An 18,226-nucleotide genomic window follows, 5' to 3' on the forward strand; every position below is an offset into this window, starting at 1 on the left:
CCTGTTTTTAGAGCGCCTGGTTCTACCCGGCGGCTATTTTTCCGTCCGTCATCGGTCGGTTGTGTCCTGGATGGTTTGCCATCCCTCCTCACTTTCGGAGATTGATATGCGTCTTGCTTCCACTAAAACTGCGGCGGTCCTGTGCGGCGGCCTGTTACTGGCCCTGAGCGTTCCGGCCAGCGCTGCAGTCGACGCTAAATTGCTCGACATGCTCAAGGCCAACGGCCAGATCACCAATGCCCAGTACAGCGAACTGCAAGCTGAACTGGCACGGGACCAGAAAGAGCAGCAGATCGCACGGCAAGCTCAACAAGAGACCAACGAACAGATCGCGGCCACCGCGAAGAAAACCAACGAGCTGAGCAGCTTCGACCAGAAGCTGGCCTGGGCGGCCAAGACTCAACTCAAAGGTGACGTGCGCTTCCGTCATGAAACCATCAAGATCGACGGCACCCCGAACAACGGCGGCAAAGACAAGGATCGTGAGCGCATCCGTGCTCGTCTGGGCGCCTACACCGAGATCAACTCACAAGTCGACACCGGCATCCGTATCGCCACCGGCAGCAGCGACGACGCCCGCTCCACCAACCAGGACCTGGACGGCTACTTCAACAAGAAGTCGATCTGGCTGGACCTTGGCTACATCGACTACCACCCGACTCAAATCAAGAACCTGCACGTGATCGGCGGCAAAATGCTGCAGCCGTGGGTCAGCATGGGCGATGTGATCTGGGACAGCGATATCAACCCGGAAGGCCTGGCCGTAACCTACAAATACCCACTGGGCAGCAGCGCCGAGCTGTTCGGCAGCCTGGGTAACTACAACCTCAAGGACAACGTCAACGGCGACGGCGTGCAATTTCGCAACGACCTGCGCATGACGGCAGGCCAGTTGGGTTCGCGCTTCTCGCTGACCGATAACCTGAAACTGACCGTGGGCGGCAGCGTTTACGCGTTCCAGAACGATGAAGACAGCCGTTGCCCGACCGCTGGCTCCTTCCAATGCCTGACCCCAGCCGAAACCATCGCGAACACCACCGCCGGCAATGCCAGCGAGTACCGTTTGTATGAAGGCTTCAGCCAAATCGACATCGGCGGCCTGGCTGTACCGCTGTCGTTCTATGGCCAGTACGTGCAAAACACCAAAGCCACGGACAAAGATCAGGACACTGCCTGGTTGCTCGGTGCCAAGTCCAAGGTCTTCGGTTTCAATCTGGACTACAACTACCGCGACGTACAACGTTACGCCGTGGTCGGCGCCCTCACCGACTCGGACTTCGCTGGCGGCTTCACCGGTGCACGCGGTCACAAGTTCAAGGTCGGTTACGACATCGACAAGAACTTCGCGGTCGGCGCCACTTACTTCCTGACCAAAGCGGACTACGCCAGCGCCCCGGGCTACCGCGACGCGAACGCCAACACCCTGCAGCTGGACGCAGAAGCCAAGTTCTAACGCCACCCCACTGTAGGAGCGAGCTTGCTCGCGAAGAACAGCAACGGTAACGCGGTTATCCTGGATAGCCGCGTTGCCTGTGGACTCTTCGCGAGCAAGCCCGCGCCTACAGATCCTTGAGTCGCTCTTGCGCCAACCGCTGCGCCAAGGCCTCCACACCCTCTACCGGCTCATCCGGCATTATCTTCAGCGTCGCCTGCATCAGGCGCATCTGGCGGATAAACCGGCGGCAGTTCGGGCAGAACATCAAGTGATGACGCACCAGCAGACGCTCGCGAAAGGTCAATTGCCCATCGAGATAGTCACTGGAACGTGCCACTTGTTCTTTGCAGGTCAACATTCGCCCGTTTCCTCAAAATGCTCCACCGTGGCGAAGACTTTAAGCCGTGCTCGATGCAACAGCACACGGACATTGGAGAGCGACAGCGTCAGAAGATTACAGATCTCTTCCAACTCCAACCCCTGGCGCTCACGCAGCACCAGCACGCTGCTTTGCAACTCAGACAAACTCAGCAACGTATGCTCCAGGCATTTGCGCAGTTCATCCTCGGTCAGCAGGGCTTCCGGGGTGTCCTGGTGCCAGGCGTAGGGGGCGACGGCCCAATGACCATCGTCGAGGGTGAAGCGATCATCACCAATAGTGCCATGGGGCGAAGGCAGGTCGTCGAGCAACACTTCGCGACGATTCTGCTTATAGCGTCCCTTGGCGGCGTTGGCGGTAATGGTCAGCAGCCAGGTCTTGAGGCTGGAACGCCCTTCGAACTTGGCCAGGTTACGCACCACCGACAGCCAGGCGTCCTGCACGACTTCGTCGGCGTGACGCTGGCCGACGATGGCATAGGCCACCGCCCGCATGGCGTTCTGGTAAGTGGTGACCAGTTCCTTGTAGGCCCGCTGCTCACCCTTGAGCAGGCGTTCAAGCAGGTGCGCGTCGTCCGCTGCTGCCATTCATGACCTCGATTGTCTTAGCGTTTGCGCAGGATCACGCTGCCGATCGAATAGCCCGCGCCAAACGAGCTGAGTACCGCCACCGAGCCCTTGGTCAAATCATCCTGGTATTTGTGGAATGCAATGACAGAGCCCGCCGAACTGGTATTGGCGTAAGTATCGAGGATCACCGGCGCTTCTTCCACCGAGGCTTCGCGGCCCAGCAGTTTCTTCACAATCAGGTGGTTCATGCTCAGGTTGGCCTGGTGCAGCCAGAAGCGCTTCACATCGGCTACGTTCAGCTGGTTTTCTTGCAGATGCACGCCGATCAGCTCGGCCACCATCGGGCACACATCGCGAAATACCTTGCGGCCTTCCTGTACGAACAGCTTGTCCGGAGCGCCGACGCCCTCTTCCGCCGTGCGATTGAGGAAACCGAAGTTGTTGCGGATGTTATTGGAAAACTTGGTCAGCAGCTTGGTGCTCACCACATCGAACTGGTGCTCGGAGGTCGCCAGGTCGGCGCGCTCCAGGATCACGGCAGTGGCGGCGTCACCAAAGATGAAGTGGCTGTCACGGTCGCGGAAATTCAGGTGGCCGGTGCAGACTTCCGGGTTGACCATCAAAATCGCCCGCGCCTGGCCCAGTTGGATGCTGTTGGCGGCGTTCTGGATGCCGAAGGTGGCCGAGGAACACGCCACGTTCATGTCAAAACCAAACCCTTCGATACCCAGGGCTTCCTGGACTTCAATGGCGATGGCCGGGTAGGCACGCTGCAGGTTGGAGCACGCGACGATCACGCCGTCGATGTCGGCAGCAGTCTTGCCCGCACGTTGCAGGGCTTGTTCGGCGGCGCCGACCGCCATCTGGCAGAGCACCGACCATTCGTCGTTGCTGCGCTCGGGCAGGCGCGGGGCCATGCGCTGCGGGTCGAGAATGCCGTCCTTGTCCATCACGAAGCGGCTCTTGATGCCCGAGGCTTTTTCGATGAAGGCTGCGCTGGATTCGGTCAGCGGCTGCACGTCACCGCGCTCGATGGCGGCGGCGTTATCGCTGTTGAACTGATGCACGTAGGCATTGAAAGACTGCACCAGCTCTTCGTTGGAGATGCTGTTGGCCGGGGTGTACAGGCCAGTGCCGCTGATGACGACGTTATGCACGGTCGTTCCTCTAAATCTGTCAGGCAGAAGATATTGGTACCGTCGTACCAAACTGTAAGTAGTCCGATTCCGCACCGCGGACACCAAACTGGCATCGCTTTATTCCTTCGCGTCGCAGCCCTTCACGACGATCCCGGCATTTATAGGCGCGAAGTTTGCCACAAACCCTGGGGTTTGGCGCCATATGCCAGATAAACACCCTCCGGCTTCCCTTGTAGGAGCGAGCTTGCTCGCGAAGAACTCAAGGACGCCGCGTTCGTCCAGACTGCCCGCGTTATCGTTGACGTTTTTCGCGAGCAAGCTCGCTCCTACAGGGGAGGCAGGTCTTCAGGCTTCTACCAGGCTCCATTGCTTGCTCAAGCGCTTGTCGGAAATCGGCACTTTGGTACCCAGTTGCTGGCCGAACAACGACACGCGATATTCCTCCAGCCACCAGCGATAGAGCTCCAGCTGAGGGTCGCGCTTGCCTTCCTGGGCATGCTTTTTCAGACGGTTTTCGTACTGCGTCCACAAGCCGGCCAGTTCGCCGCTCCACACCCGATCCTTTTGCACCTGGCTCGGCAGTTTTTCCAGGCGCAACTCGATGGCCTTGAGGTAACGCGGCAGTTCCTTGAACCACTGCGCCGGGGTTTCCCGCACAAAACCGGGATACACCAAATTGCTCAACTGCTGCTTGATGTCGTTCAAGGCCACGGCCTGAGCCAGGTCGATCTTGCCTTTGAAGCGCTTTTGCAGGCCGTGCCACAGTTTCAGCACGTCCAGGGTCAGGCGCGCCAGGCGCTCGGCGTGTTCGGTCCAACTGCCGCGCTTGCGTTCGGCCAAGGCGGCCAGGCCTGCGCCATCACGCGGCAGGTTGGCTTCGCCTTCGAGTACACAGGTGTCGAGGCTGGCCAACAGGATGTCTTCCACCAGCGCATCGATACGGCCCAGTTCGCGGTACATCAGGCCCAGTTCGGTCAGGCCTGGCAATTTGCCGCGCAGGAATTTCGCCGGTTCTGCCAGTTGTTGCATCAGCAAACGCTGCAAGGCGCGGCGATGCTGGAACTCCGCCTCGGCGGCGGTGGAGAAGCGCCCTTCCTTGACCGTGCCGTTTTCTTCCACCAACGCCGGATACACCGTCATCGACAGCCCGGCGATCTTCTGTTGAGTCTTTTCCGCCACCGCGGCAAACACCTTGGCTTCCACCGGCTGCTGGCTTTTTGCGGTTTGCGGCACGGCCAGCGCGGCCTGGCTGGCCTCGGCAAAGCGTGCGGTCAGTTCGGCCAGGTCGCGGCCTTCACCGAGGAACTTGCCCTGGCCGTCGACCACTTCCAGGTTCATCTTCAGGTGGCTTTCCACCTGCTGCGCGGCTTCGGCCCAGGCTTCATCGCTGACCCGCGCTCCAGTCATGCGCAGCAATTCGCGGCCCAGCGCCTGAGGCAACGAGCCCTGGCCAAACTCGATGCGTTGCAGCGCGGCCTTGACGAAGTCCGGCACCGGCACGAAGTTCTTGCGCAGCGCCTTGGGCAGGTTACGCACCAGGGCGATGCACTTGGCTTCGATCACCCCCGGCACCAGCCATTCCAGACGCTCCGGCGGCAACGCCGGCAGCAGCGGCGCCGGTACGCGCAGGGTCACACCGTCACGCGGGTGGTTGGGTTCGAAGTGGTAACTCAGTGCCAGTTCCAGGTCGCCCAGGTGCAGGGTGTCCGGATAATGCGCGGCGGTGACTTCACTGGCCTCGCGGGCCAGCACGTCTTCTTCGCGCATGATCAGCAGTTGCGGGTCTTTCTGGCTGTTGACCTTGTACCAACTGTCGAAGGTCGCGGTCTGATGGATCTCCGCCGGCAACCGCGCGTCGTAGAAGGCAAACAGGGTTTCTTCGTCCGCCAGGATGTCGCGACGGCGTGCCTTGGCTTCCAGTTCGTCGAGTTGTTCCAGCAGTTGCTGGTTGGCGGTAAGGCACTTGGCCCGCGACTGGATCTCGCCACGCACCAGGCCTTCGCGGATAAACAGCTCGCGGGACACCACCGGGTCAATCGGCCCGTAATGCACCGGCCTGCGCCCGACCACAATCAGTCCGAACAGGGTGATCTGCTCAAAGGCTACCACCTGGCCACGCTTCTTCTCCCAATGGGGTTCGAAGTGGTTTTTCTTGATCAGGTGCCCAGCCAGCGGCTCGATCCAGTCGGCGTCGATCTTGGCGACCATGCGCGCATACAGCTTGGTGGTTTCCACCAGTTCGGCGGTCATCAGCCATTGCGGGCGCTTCTTGCCGATGCCCGAGGACGGGTGGATCCAGAAGCGGCGCTGGCGTGCGCCGAGGTAATCGCCGTCTTCGGTTTTCTGGCCGATCTGGCTGAGCAAACCGGACAACACCGCCTTGTGCAGTTTCGGGAAATCCGCCGGCTCTTTATTGATGGTCAACTGCATGTCGCGGCAGATCAGGCTCAACTGGCGATGGGAGTCGCGCCACTCGCGCAAACGCAGGTAGTTGAGGAAGTTCTTGCGGCACCAGTTGCGCAGCGGGCTGGCTGTAAGTTCCTGGCGCTGCTCTTCGAAACCGCGCCACAGATTGACCAGGCCGGCGAAATCCGAATCCGGGTCTTTCCACTGTGCGTGCGCTTGGTCGGCAGCCTGCTGACGTTCCGGCGGACGCTCGCGCGGGTCCTGAATCGACATGGCGCTGGCAACGATCAGCACTTCCTGCAGGCTGCCGAGCTTGGCGGCCTCCAGCAACATACGGCCCATGCGCGGATCCACCGGCAGGCGCGCCAACTGACGGCCCAATGGCGTGAGCTGGCTGTTGCGGTCTACCGCCGACAGCTCTTGCAGCAGGTTGAAACCGTCGCTGATGGCCTTGCCGTCCGGCGGCTCGATAAACGGGAAATCGGTGATCTCGCCAAGGCGCAGGTGCAGCATCTGCAGGATCACGGCGGCGAGGTTGGTGCGCAGGATCTCCGGGTCGGTAAATTCCGGACGGCCGATAAAATCCTCTTCGCTGTATAACCGAACGCAGATACCCGGCTCGACCCGGCCGCAGCGGCCTTTACGCTGGTTGGCGCTGGCCTGGGAAATCGCTTCGATCGGCAGGCGCTGCACCTTGGCGCGGTAGCTGTAGCGGCTGATGCGCGCGGTGCCGCTGTCGATCACATAACGAATGCCCGGCACGGTCAGCGAGGTTTCCGCCACGTTGGTAGCCAACACCACGCGCCGGCCCGGGTGGGACTGGAAAATGCGCTGCTGTTCAGCCGGCGACAGGCGCGCGTACAGCGGCAGGATTTCGGTGTGCTTGAGCTGGGCCTTGCGCAGCATGTCGGCGGCATCGCGAATTTCGCGCTCGCCCGGCAGGAACACCAGCACATCACCAGGGCTGCGGCGCTCGCTGCGCTCGTAGGCGGCGATTTCATCGAGGGTGGCGAGGATCGCCTGGTCAACGGTCAAGTCGTCCTCGACGCGATTGCCCTCCTCGTCCTGCTCCAGGGTCAAGGGGCGATACCAGGTGTCCACCGGGAAAGTACGGCCCGAGACTTCGACAATCGGCGCGTCATCGAAATGTTTGGAAAAACGCTCCAGGTCGATGGTCGCCGAAGTGATGATGACTTTCAGGTCCGGACGACGCGGCAGCAGGGTTTTCAGGTAGCCCAACAGGAAGTCGATGTTCAGGCTACGTTCGTGGGCTTCGTCGACGATGATCGTGTCGTAGCGTTCCAGGTAGCGATCGTTCTGGGTTTCCGCCAGCAGGATACCGTCGGTCATCAGTTTGATCAGGGTGTTGGAATCGCTCTGGTCTTCAAAACGCACCTGATAGCCGACCAGCGCGCCCAACGGCGTGGCCAACTCTTCCGCCACCCGGCTGGCGACGCTGCGCGCGGCGATCCGGCGTGGCTGGGTGTGGCCGATCAGACCGAATTGGCCACGACCGATTTCCAGGCAGATCTTCGGTAATTGGGTGGTTTTACCCGACCCGGTCTCACCGGCAATGATCAGCACCTGGTGCTTGTTCAGCGCGGCTTTGATCTCATCGCGCTTGGCCGCAATCGGCAGGCTGTCGTCGTAACGGATCACCGGCAGGCTGGCGCGCCGCGCCGTGACCTGGGCGCAGGACGCCTGCATGCGCGCAACCCACTGCGCCAGTTTTTCCTCGTCGGGCTTCTTGCGCAGCTCAAGCAGTTGCCGGCGCAAGCGATGCCGGTCGGCGAGCATGGCGTGATCGAGGGTTTTGAGCAGTTGGTCGATAGTGGGCGCTTGGTCAGTCATCAGGTACGCAAGGGTCGTCTATATATGCAGGGGGCGGATTGTCGCAGAAAACCACCCACAAGCGTGCCCCCTCATTCGTTATCGCGGTCCTTGCGTCGGTACGGGAACACATCAATGACCTTGCCCGCGCGGATCGCCTCCTGAAGGCCTTTCCAGTAATCGGCGTTGTACAACTCGCCATGCAGTTCATCGAACAGCTTGCGCTGGCCGGCGTCGGCGAACAGGAACGGCGGGAATTCCTCGGGGAATACATCCAACGGGCCGATGGAGTACCAGGGCTCGGAGGCCATCTCATCCTCGGGGGTACGCGGCGCCGGAATGTGACGAAAATTGGCTTCGGTGAGAAAGCAGATTTCGTCGTAGTCGTAGAACACCACGCGACCGTGGCGGGTGACGCCGAAGTTTTTCAGCAGCATATCGCCAGGAAAGATATTGGCGGCCGCCAGTTGTTTGATCGCCAGGCCGTAGTCTTCCAGGGCTTCGCGCACCTGGGCGGGGTTGGCGTTGTCGAGGTAGAGGTTAAGCGGGGTCATGCGCCGTTCGGTCCAGCAGTGGCGGATCAACACCGTGTCGCCTTCGACTTCGACGGTGCCAGCGGCGACTTCCAGCAGTTCGGCGAGGCATTCGGGCTCGAACTTGCTCAAGGGAAAACGGAAGTCGGCGAACTCCTGGGTGTCGGCCATGCGTCCGACCCGGTCGACGCTTTTGACCAAGCGGTACTTCTCGATCACCGTGGCGCGGTTGACGTTTTTCGACGGTGAAAAACGGTCCTTGATGATCTTGAACACGGTGTTGAAGCCCGGCAGGGTGAATACGCTCATGACCATGCCACGCACGCCGGGGGCCATGATGAATTGATCGTCGGTGGTCGCCAGGTGGTTGATCAGCGCGCGGTAGAACTCCGACTTGCCGTGCTTGTAGAAACCAATCGAGGTGTACAGCTCCGCGACGTGCTTGCCCGGCAGGATGCGCTTGAGAAAGCCGATGAACTCCGCCGGCACCGGCACATCCACCATGAAGTAGGAACGGGTGAACGAAAAGATGATCGACACATCGGCTTCATCGGTGATCAGTGCGTCGATCTGGATGCCCTGCCCTTCGCGGTGCAGTAACGGGATCACCAGCGGCCATTGTTCGTCGCGGGTGTAGATGCGCCCTACCAGGTAGGCGCCTTTATTGCGGTAGAGCACCGAGGAGAACAACTCGACGTTGAGGTCTGGGTCTTTGCACACCCAGTCCGGCAGGTTCTCCCGCAGTTGGGCTTCAAGGCGATGCAGGTCGCCGGCCAGGTCGGCGTAGGGTTCGCTGAAACGGTAGTCGGCAAAGACCTGCGCGAGCATCTCCGGGATTTTCCCGGCGGGGGTGTAGGTACGCGTCTGCGCGGCCCGCGCCCGGCGCAGGCTGGGCCGGGTGGTGTGGATGAACATGCAGCCGTCGCTGATCAGGTCGTGGCTGAACAGCCCGCAGAAGATCGAGTTGTACCAGGTCTCGGAGAGTTCATCATCGAAACGCAGGTCGATCAGACCGATGTAGGCGCTTTTCACCACGGGCCACTGGTCAACATCGAGCAATGCTCCGTCATCAAAGCTACTGCGCAAACGCGCAATTACTTCGCCGACTTTTTCTTCATAGAGGTTGATCCGCGCCGCCGATGCCGCCTGCCCCTGCTGCCACTGGGCCTTTTCGAAACGCTCACGGGCGCCGTCAGTGATCTGGCGGAAGTGCTCACGGTAATCATCGAAACCATCGAGGATCATCTGGGCGACAGCGGAGGCGGATTGCGACATGCGGGAAACCTCTACGGGCATCTGGAAGCCCTGAGCTTAGCCAGTGTACGAGAGCAGGAGAAGGGTCATTTCTTGCACTGCCTTGTACAACTTCGTTCATTTCGTACATTTATTTTCAATTTTTTTAATTCGACCATTCGGTCAATAAACGCACCCTGAAGTCTCGTTGCGTTTTACCCGCACGCCTTCAATGGCGGGGCTTGGCAGGTTGAAGCCGGAAAACCGCGCGCAGCTCCGGCGGCGATCATCGCGCAGCGCTTTGGATCCAACTAAGGGAAACCCTGATTACCACACTGATGGCACTTTGATATATAGCGCGCCCTCTCCCACCCTAACAAGGTCCAAAGACCGATCCGGGAACAGGTTCTAATCGCCCAAGGAGCATTGAGATGTCATTGAGGAACATGAGGATCGGTCTGCGTGCCAGTCTGAGTTTTGGGGTTTTGGCCAGCTTGCTGGTGATCGTCGGGATGTTTGGGCTGGGCCAGATGGCCAAGTTGCGGCAGAGCGCACTGGTTATCGAAGCATCGTGGATGCCGAGTATCGAGAACATCCACGACAGCGCGGCCTTCGTGGCCAGCATCCGCCTAGAGGCGTTGCGCCTGGCGACCACCGACGAATCGCGGATCCGTGACAACAGCAAGGCCCTGATCACCCGCCAACGCACCGAGCTGCAAACCTTGCTGGACCATCACAAAACCCTGCTCAGCGGCGATGAAGAACGCGAGATGCTCAAGCAACTCGAAGGCAACGTGAATGCCTACCTGACCCTCGTCGGACAGATCGTTGCCCTGGTGGACAAGGACCAGCAACAGGACGCCATCGACCTGCTCAACAGCCGCCTCGCACCACAAGGCGTGATCCTCAACAAAAGCCTGGAGGACATGATCACCTTCAACCAGAGCGGTGTGGAAACCGCTGTGGACTCCGCCGCACAGACCTATTCCAGCGCGCAGTGGATCGTCGGTTCGATCATTGTGTTCGCGCTGATTGCCACCTTGCTGCTGGCCTGGCTACTGACCCGCAGCATCACCGCCCCCCTCGGCCAGGCCCTGATCGTGGCCCGCACCATCGCCGGTGGCGACTTGAGCCAGCCGATCGCTGTTAGCGGCAAGGACGAACCGGCTCAATTGCTCACGGCTTTGGCCACCATGCAGGCGCAGTTGCAAGGCACCATCCGTGGCATCAGCGAGTCGGCGCAGCAACTGGCTTCTGCGGCCGAAGAGATGAGTTCGGTGATGGAACAAAGCACCCGCGGCCTGCAAGCGCAGAACGACGAGATCGAACAAGCCGCCACCGCCGTGACCGAAATGAGCGCGGCGGTGGATGAAGTAGCGGGCAATGCGGTGTCCAGCGCCGAAGCGTCCCAGGCCTCCGACGAGGACAGCAAGCACGGCCACTACCAGATCAGCGAAACCATCAGCTCGATCCAGAACCTGGTGGACGAAGTGCTCGGCGCGTCGAACAAGGCCGAAGGCCTGGCCGTACAAGCTCAGGACATCAGCAAGGTGCTGGAGGTGATCCGTGGCATCGCCGGGCAGACCAACCTGCTGGCGCTCAACGCCGCCATTGAAGCGGCCCGCGCGGGCGAGGCCGGGCGTGGCTTTGCGGTGGTGGCCGACGAAGTGCGCTCCCTGGCGCAGCGCACCCAGGACTCCACCGAAGAAATCGAGCAGATGATCACCGGTATCCAGCAGGGCACCCAAGACACCGTCGAAGCCCTGAACAGCAGCGCCGACCATGCCGGCCAGACCCTGCAGCGCGCCAACAGCGCCGGCAGTGCCCTGGAGAAAATCACCGCGGCCATCTCGCAGATCAGCCAGCGCAACCTGGTGATCGCCAGCGCCGCCGAGCAGCAAGCACTGGTAGCACGCGACGTGGACCGCAGCCTGGTGAACATTCGCGACCTGTCCACCCAAACCGCCGCTGGCGCCACCCAGACGTCGGCGGCCAGCCAGGAACTGTCGCGCCTGGCGGTGGACCTGAATGGGCTGGTGACGCGGTTTGTCCTGTAATCATTGGAAATGTCATGCAACACTCGCGGGCTTATTGAGGTAGGAGTGTTGTGTGAGACCTGTCGACAGCCTGTATTTATTGGGACTCGCCGCCATTTGGGGGGCGAGTTTCCTGTTCATGCGCATCATCGCGCCCGAGATCGGCACGGTGCCGACGGCGTTTTTCCGCGTGTCGATCGCCGCCGCCGGGTTGCTGGTGATTTTGGCGATGATGCGCGTGAGCTGGGATTTCCAGGGCAAGTTCAAGACGGTGTTGCTATTGGGGGTCATCAACTCCGGGATCCCGGCGACCATGTATTCGGTAGCCGCCCAGGTGCTGCCGGCGGGTTACTCGGCAATCTTCAACGCCACCACGCCGTTGATGGGCGTGTTGATTGGCGGACTGTTCTTCAGCGAACGCCTCACGCCGTCGAAAATTGCCGGCGTGTGCCTGGGCCTGTTCGGTGTGGGTGTGTTGACCCGCGCAGGGCCGGTGGCGTTTGACCTGGAATTGCTGATGGGCGCGCTGGCGTGTTTGCTGGCGACCACCTGTTATGGCTTTGCCGGGTTCCTGGCGCGGCGCTGGTTGGATCAGCGTGGGGGCTTGGACAGTCGCCTCTCTGCGTTGGGCAGCATGCTCGGTGCGACGTTGTTTCTGTTGCCGTTCTTTGCGTACAGCGCGATCAGCCAGCCGCCCGCCAGTTGGGGTGGCTGGCAGGTGTGGTTGTCGTTGCTGGGGTTGGGGCTGGTGTGTACGGCGTTTGCCTACATTCTTTACTTCCGGTTGCTGACGTCCATCGGGCCGGTGAAGTCGATGACCGTGACCTTCATGATCCCGCCGTTCGGCGTGCTGTGGGGTGCGCTGCTGCTGGATGAGCCGTTGTCGATGGCGCACCTGTATGGCGGGGTGTTGATTGCGGGGGCGTTGTGGTTGGTGTTGCGGCCGAAAAGAATCCTGTAGGAGCCCGCTTGCGGGCGATGGCGATCGTCTAAACGCCATCGCCGGCAAGCCGGGCTCCTACAGGGTGCGGTTGTGTCAGGTCTTACGGAAGACGAATACCAGGCCGATGATGATCAACCCCATCCCCATCACGCTCAACATCGCGAGCCTGTTGCCGAAGATCAGGTAATCCATCACCGCCGTCACCGCCGGCACCAAGTAAAACAGACTGGTGACATTCACCAGGTTACCTCGGGCGATCAGGCGGTACAGCAACAGGGTGGCCAGCAACGACACCACCAGCCCCATCCACAGCACCGGCAGATAGAAACCGCTGCCGTGCTCGAAGTGGAACGGTTGGAACGGCACGAATACCGAACACAGCAGTAACCCCGCCATGTACTGCACCGGCAAGGTGCCCAAGGGGTTGTCGGTGATGCGCTTCTGCATGATCGAGCCGAACGTCATGCTGGCCAAGGCCAATAACCCGAAGAGCATCCCTGCCAACGACATGCCGGACAAGCCGATACCCTGGTAAACCACCATGATCAGCCCCGCCAACCCCAGCGCCAGGCCAAACAGCCGGCTCAACGAACGCTTACGTTCCATCAGCACAACGGTGAGGATCGGCTGCACACCCATGATGGTGGCCATCACGCCGGGAGTGACTTTCAGGTCCAGGGCCAACAGGTAGAAAATCTGATAGGCCCCCAACAGCACCAGCCCGGTCGCCGCTGCATACAGCATGGGCTTGCCGGGACGCGGCAGTTTTAATTTGAGGATGGGAATGAGCACTGCCAGGCCCGCGAAAGCGATGGCAAAGCGAATCAACAGAAACGCGAAGGGTGAGGCGTGAGCCAGGCCCCATTTGGAGAAGATCGCCCCGCTGCTCCACAGCAGGACAAACAGGCTCGTCGAGGCCGCCGCGGCCACGGATTGTTTCGAAAGAACAGACATGGATACCACCTGTCATCAGGCAAAAAAAGCCGACTCAGCGTTTGCTGAAATTCAGTAGGTTTTTTGGGGCAGGCAGAGGGAAACCAGCGACTCGCTGATCAGCCCGAAATGCCAACACCCGGCGGTGATACGACTGCGTACACCGGCGTGCTACTGACAGGTGGGGGGTAGTGACTGATCTGCGCAGGCTGCTTGTCCCCGCACGGCACGACCGCAGCGTTGACCGCTGAATCGACTACCGCTGTGCGCAGAGAAGCTGGCATGGGCTGATCTTGTGTGAAGAGATGAAGAGGATCGGACTATAACCAGCCGGTGACAGGTTTTGCAATCACCCTGAGTGGAGGAGTTTTCATGTGGGCCCTGCCGGACGGGTCGCTATAATACCGCCCAGATTTTTCCAAGGACTCCCCATGATCGCATTGCCCTGGCTGTACCTGGCGCTCCTTTCCATCGGCTATCTGCTGGCCTTGATCTACGGGCAACTGGGGGTGCTGGCGGGCGTGTCCGTCGCCCTGCTGCTGATCGCCGGTTACGCCGTACGCCAGCAACGCACACCCTGGGCGCGCTACCTCGGCCACGGGTTGTTTATCGTCTTGGCCCTGAGCCTGGCGATGCACTGGTTGCCGGGTTTCTACAACGGGCGTGGTATTGCCCCGCAACGTTTCACCGACGATGCCGTGCCCTTCTCGATGTACCTGAACCAGGACAAACCACTGATTGGCTTCTGGCTGTTGCTCGCCTGCCCATGGATCGTGGCACGGCGCTCGTTGCGGCTGTCGATCTGTGTGGCCGCCCTGGCACTGACCTTGACTGCCGTTGTTGCGCTCGGTGGAGCAGTGCTTTTGGGGATCACTCACTGGGCCCCAAAATGGCCGGAGCAATCGTGGTTATGGGTACTGAACAACTTACTCTTGGTCACGCTGGTGGAAGAGGCGTTGTTTCGCGGGTACGTACAGGGAGGGCTAAGCCGACGATTTAAGCATTTGTCGTATGGCGACAACCTGGCGTTGTTGCTGGCTTCGTTGCTATTTGGGCTGGTGCACCTTGGCGCGGGGTGGCAGTGGACGTTACTGGCAACCATCGCAGGGGTGGGGTATGGGTTGGCGTATCGGTTTGGTGGGTTGGGGGCTGCGGTTATGACGCATTTTGGGGTTAATTTGGTGCATTTTGGGCTCTTTGTATATCCGATGGCTGCGTAGAAAAAGCCTATCTTTTTTTGACGACATCACGTTAACGGATAGGTAACTAAGCACAGATCCAAAATACATCTGAAATGATGGAACTCTTAGTTTCACTAGGCCGGCCTGATAAGTCGATTTCCATACACAATCGCAAATGAGTTCGTCGCGCTTTCGCTGCCGCTGGATACTCCTAGCCCCAAAGCCGAGCCTCAACGAATGAAAGCTTGGAGTATTTTCTCTTAAATATCGCACTAGCACCATTGGGGTGCCTTTCGAACCGTCCGTAGCAGTGGTCAGAATGTCCTCCGCGCCTTTTGTATTGAGATCATAGAAGGCCTGCCTCCAGAGCTGAGGCCTTCTATGAATTCAATCAAAATACCCAAAAGATCGTGCACACCCTCCAGCAATATACTCAGCGTTAAATAGATGGCTCTGCCTCTCTTCTGGCTATATACCTCGCCTTAGACGCGTCAGAATGATTTTGTGCCGACTCACATGGTTATTGAAACGCATCACACACGCACTCTAGCAGTCGACACTTCCCGTGGTTTCTTGGTGGGACCCTCAGTCAAATACTTTACAGTCCACTTCCCGACCCTCTGAGCAGGTGTCTCGATAGCTTTATGAATAAGCCATGACAAGAGAAACACCGAAAGTGTGACAATAATCAGCGAGACCCATGCTTTGACACCTAAGTCCAAAAGAATACGCAGGGCCACATACCCCGTTACACCGTGAACGACGTACAGGGGATAGCTGATATTAGCGAAAAAATCAAAAACTCGATTTGATTTGAACAACGATGGAAAAGCGTACGCAAAAGAAAAAACCAACAACGCTGCCGCATAACTCCAAACCAAGTAAAACGAACTGGATGTAGGCCCGCTATACCAAAGTGCAGCAAACACAGTAAACAGCACACCCACCGTAAAATACCCAACAGGGTATGTCATACGACCCGAATTGACATAATGAAACGCCACACCTATAAACATAAAAACAAGGTACTTTGCAGGATAAACAATGTAAGCAAGAGCTTTTAAATAGAGATCCGCATTAGTAGCCCCGAGAGCCTCCAGTTGTCCGCTGACCAAAACACAGGCCAGCGCAATCAATAAGGGAGCGATAAAAACAGCCCGGGAACCACGCCTGATCAAAACTGAAAATACGGCGCATACCAAATAAAACTTCAGCTCCACCTCAAGCGCCCAGACTATCCCATCAATATCCTTAGACCAAAGAATATCCCTTAAGCCTGGAAAATAGTGAATAGCGACCTCCCCATTAGTGTAGGGCCAAACGCCACCAAAATAGTAAGTGGATAGGTAAACAGCAAGCAGCGTCACAGAAAAACCAAAAAAATACGTTGGGAAAATTCGAAACACTCGGTTAACCAGAAAGGAAAATCCGCTGATTTTCTCAAGAGAGAACGGAATAACGAACCCACTTATTATAAAAAACAGAGCGACGCCAAAAGCACCAAAATTGAAAAGCGGATAGCTATTTACAAGAGCAATATAATTGGGCACAGCGTATTCATTCAGTGGAAGCACGGGCGCATTGATCAACGTCGACACGGCTGGCCGCACCATCCAAAACACACCAAAATAATGGGCCACAATCACAGAAAGCGCCGCAAAGCCCCTTAGTGTGTTTGCAAACTGTACCTTGTTTCCACTCATACTCTCATCCGTATCAATTTAAAGTAGTTGGCTCAGCATCCATACTTTGCAAAACAGTCAAACCGTTAACATCATATAGCAGCAGACAAAAGCACAGTTCGTATTTTCTTCTGGTGTGGAGAAAGCCCGTCGTAGCTTTTAGATGCTCCTATTATCTCAACAAACCACGGTATACCTTTGCGTAGCCTTCAACCATTCGATCTGCTGTAAAAACCTGCTCAAACCGCAATGCAGCCTGGCGTCCCATTTCAACACTTACCCCCGGATTTTCCCACAACGTAATCATTGCCTGTGCCAACGCTTTGGCATCACAAGGAGGAATGACAATTCCGGTTTTACCCGCAATATTTATATAGGTTGTCCCGGTACCGATCTCACAGGAAATAAGCGGCTTACCAAACATGGCAGCTTCCAACAGCGAAATACCAAACGCTTCAGAGCGCAAATGTGACGGAAAGACCATGGCATAGCACAGCATTAATAAAGCAGTTTTGTCATCATCCGGCAGGCTGCCGAGAAAATGAATGTTGGACAGGCCAAGCTCCTTGGCTTTCTCTTTCAAGCTGGCGTCCATTGGACCCTGCCCCAAGATGACGATCGGAAAAGGGGCTGTACGAGCCGCCTCAAGTAGATACTCCAACCCTTTGTAATAACGCAAAGCACCAATAAAGAGGAAAAAACGCCCTTCAAACTGCCGCTTCCAAAAATTTAATTTTTCCGATCGCACTTCAGGATAAGTATTCTTGTCCAGACCGATAGGGATAATCGTCAACTTATCCTTGTAACGCTGTAGCGTCGGGCTACTGTCAGCATACTTGGGCGAGGACGCAATTATATGGTCTACACTATTGAGAAAACTATGCATCAAAGGCTGATAGAGTTTCAGTAGCGTCTTTTGTTTCACGATATCCGAGTGGTAACTGACAACCGTGGGTTTGGATACCTTCGAGAGAAAATGAACGATATCCATGAACGGCCAAGGAAAATGGTAGTTGATGATATCTGCTTCCCTCGCCATCTCAGCGAAGTCCCGGAACACTGATAATGAAAACCCTGTTGACGCCAAATGAAGGTCTAGCTGTGACGTGCGGGCCAGGTGTTCACCCACTTGAATATTACGCTCAGCGCCTTGCGGGCTCAGCGAGAGCACCTGAGCATCTATTCCATGTTCCCTCCCGCCCTCCGAAAGCTGAAAGATGACCTGTTCAATCCCCCCCATAGTTTGCGGATAGTAGGTCTTAAAAAAATGGAGAACTTTCAATCTGATGCTTCCCTTGTCATTTTCTTTGCTGGGACACCCACATAAACCCCCGGTTCGTTCAGGTTACGGTGTGCACACGCGCCAGCTCCCAACGTGACCCCATCTATCACGGTGATACTATCTATGACGGTAGATCCTGCTCCGATAAAACAAAATCGCCCAATTCGAGACCTGCCTGCGACAGCCGCGTTGATAGAGACATGGGTGTAATCCCCAATGCCACAGTCGTGTTCGACAATCGCACCCGTATTAATGACACAACCCACACCGATAGATGCCATTGGCCCAATATGTGCGTGATGCGCAATCAAAGTTCCAGGCCCGATACTCGCGCCATAGCCGACCGTCGCTGTCGGCGAGACAAGCGTAAATAATGGCCAACCACGCTGCAGCACGGATTCACATTGCGAACTTCGGCTCAGACCATCTCCTGAAGCTGGCATCACGGACCAACCATCTGGCAGCTCTTCTTCCCAGCTCTGCAGAACAGGAAACCCCGCAAATGTTTCATTTTCACGAGCGTTACTGTCTATAAAGCAAAGGTGTTTAATCCCCGACGCCATTGCCACGTCCGCCACTGAGCGTGCATGACCACCGAAGCCGAGAATGAGTAAACCAGATGGAAGGTTCATGAGCCTGTCTCTT

At 58.0% G+C, this 18,226-nt stretch carries 13 protein-coding genes; 4 read left to right on the top strand and 9 right to left on the bottom strand.

All coding sequences use genetic code 11. The annotated features are described in order from the left end of the window. Window positions 1-106: 106 nt before the first annotated feature. Window positions 107-1,453 (top strand): putative porin, encoded by a 1,347-nt coding sequence (locus HX868_RS23245; RefSeq protein ID WP_033900606.1) that lies wholly within the window; start codon window positions 107-109, stop codon window positions 1,451-1,453. 106 nt (window positions 1,454-1,559) lie between these two features. On the opposite strand, the gene HX868_RS23250 is transcribed toward HX868_RS23245, so the two are convergent. The 5 genes from HX868_RS23250 to aceK form a co-directional block, all read right to left on the bottom strand. After that, complete coding sequence (locus tag HX868_RS23250) at window positions 1,560-1,793, bottom strand: anti-sigma factor family protein (RefSeq protein ID WP_095017178.1); 234 nt, start codon at window positions 1,791-1,793, stop codon at window positions 1,560-1,562. Further along, window positions 1,787-2,401, bottom strand: a complete 615-nt coding sequence (locus HX868_RS23255) for an RNA polymerase sigma factor (RefSeq protein WP_177004491.1) — start codon at window positions 2,399-2,401, stop codon at window positions 1,787-1,789. Before HX868_RS23255 ends, HX868_RS23250 begins: the two co-directional genes overlap by 7 nt. 17 nt (window positions 2,402-2,418) lie before the next feature. Further along, window positions 2,419-3,540 (bottom strand): beta-ketoacyl-ACP synthase III, encoded by a 1,122-nt coding sequence (locus HX868_RS23260; RefSeq protein ID WP_177004492.1) that lies wholly within the window; start codon window positions 3,538-3,540, stop codon window positions 2,419-2,421. Window positions 3,541-3,867: 327 nt separating this feature from the next. Then, a complete protein-coding gene (gene hrpA / locus HX868_RS23265) occupies window positions 3,868-7,779 on the bottom strand; it encodes an ATP-dependent RNA helicase HrpA (protein WP_177004493.1) in 3,912 nt (1,303 codons plus the stop codon). A 71-nt stretch (window positions 7,780-7,850) separates the two neighbouring features. Further along, entirely contained in the window at window positions 7,851-9,566 is a 1,716-nt protein-coding gene (gene aceK / locus HX868_RS23270) for a bifunctional isocitrate dehydrogenase kinase/phosphatase (protein WP_177004494.1), read from the bottom strand. A gap of 404 nt (window positions 9,567-9,970) precedes the next feature. Here aceK and HX868_RS23275 point away from each other — a divergent pair, with 404 nt between their 5' ends. Both HX868_RS23275 and HX868_RS23280 read left to right on the top strand, forming a co-directional pair. Continuing rightward, on the top strand, window positions 9,971-11,581 hold the full coding sequence (locus HX868_RS23275) for a methyl-accepting chemotaxis protein (protein ID WP_425504242.1): 1,611 nt from the start codon (window positions 9,971-9,973) through the stop codon (window positions 11,579-11,581). 52 nt (window positions 11,582-11,633) lie between these two features. Beyond that, the gene (locus HX868_RS23280) at window positions 11,634-12,521 is read left to right on the top strand and encodes an EamA family transporter (RefSeq protein ID WP_177004496.1); all 888 of its coding nucleotides are present in this window, start codon (window positions 11,634-11,636) and stop codon (window positions 12,519-12,521) included. Window positions 12,522-12,596: 75 nt separating this feature from the next. On the opposite strand, the gene HX868_RS23285 is transcribed toward HX868_RS23280, so the two are convergent. Then, entirely contained in the window at window positions 12,597-13,457 is an 861-nt protein-coding gene (locus tag HX868_RS23285) for a DMT family transporter (protein WP_177004497.1), read from the bottom strand. Between the two features lie 410 nt (window positions 13,458-13,867). On the opposite strand from HX868_RS23285, the gene HX868_RS23290 reads away from it, so the two are divergent. Next, window positions 13,868-14,656 carry a CPBP family intramembrane glutamic endopeptidase gene (locus HX868_RS23290; RefSeq protein WP_177004498.1) on the top strand — a complete coding sequence of 263 codons (789 nt, stop codon included), beginning with the start codon at window positions 13,868-13,870 and terminating at the stop codon, window positions 14,654-14,656. Between the two features lie 494 nt (window positions 14,657-15,150). Here HX868_RS23290 and HX868_RS23295 read toward each other — a convergent pair whose 3' ends face one another. From HX868_RS23295 to HX868_RS23305, 3 genes are all read right to left on the bottom strand, one after another. Next, window positions 15,151-16,320, bottom strand: a complete 1,170-nt coding sequence (locus HX868_RS23295) for an acyltransferase family protein (RefSeq protein WP_177004499.1) — start codon at window positions 16,318-16,320, stop codon at window positions 15,151-15,153. Window positions 16,321-16,471: 151 nt separating this feature from the next. Beyond that, window positions 16,472-17,581 carry a glycosyltransferase family 4 protein gene (locus tag HX868_RS23300; protein WP_218168771.1) on the bottom strand — a complete coding sequence of 370 codons (1,110 nt, stop codon included), beginning with the start codon at window positions 17,579-17,581 and terminating at the stop codon, window positions 16,472-16,474. Continuing rightward, window positions 17,578-18,213 carry an acetyltransferase gene (locus tag HX868_RS23305; protein ID WP_177004500.1) on the bottom strand — a complete coding sequence of 212 codons (636 nt, stop codon included), beginning with the start codon at window positions 18,211-18,213 and terminating at the stop codon, window positions 17,578-17,580. Before HX868_RS23305 ends, HX868_RS23300 begins: the two co-directional genes overlap by 4 nt. Between the last annotated feature and the right edge of the window lie 13 nt (window positions 18,214-18,226).

Source organism: Pseudomonas reactans (genome assembly GCF_013385825.1).
Taxonomy (GTDB): domain Bacteria; phylum Pseudomonadota; class Gammaproteobacteria; order Pseudomonadales; family Pseudomonadaceae; genus Aquipseudomonas; species Aquipseudomonas reactans.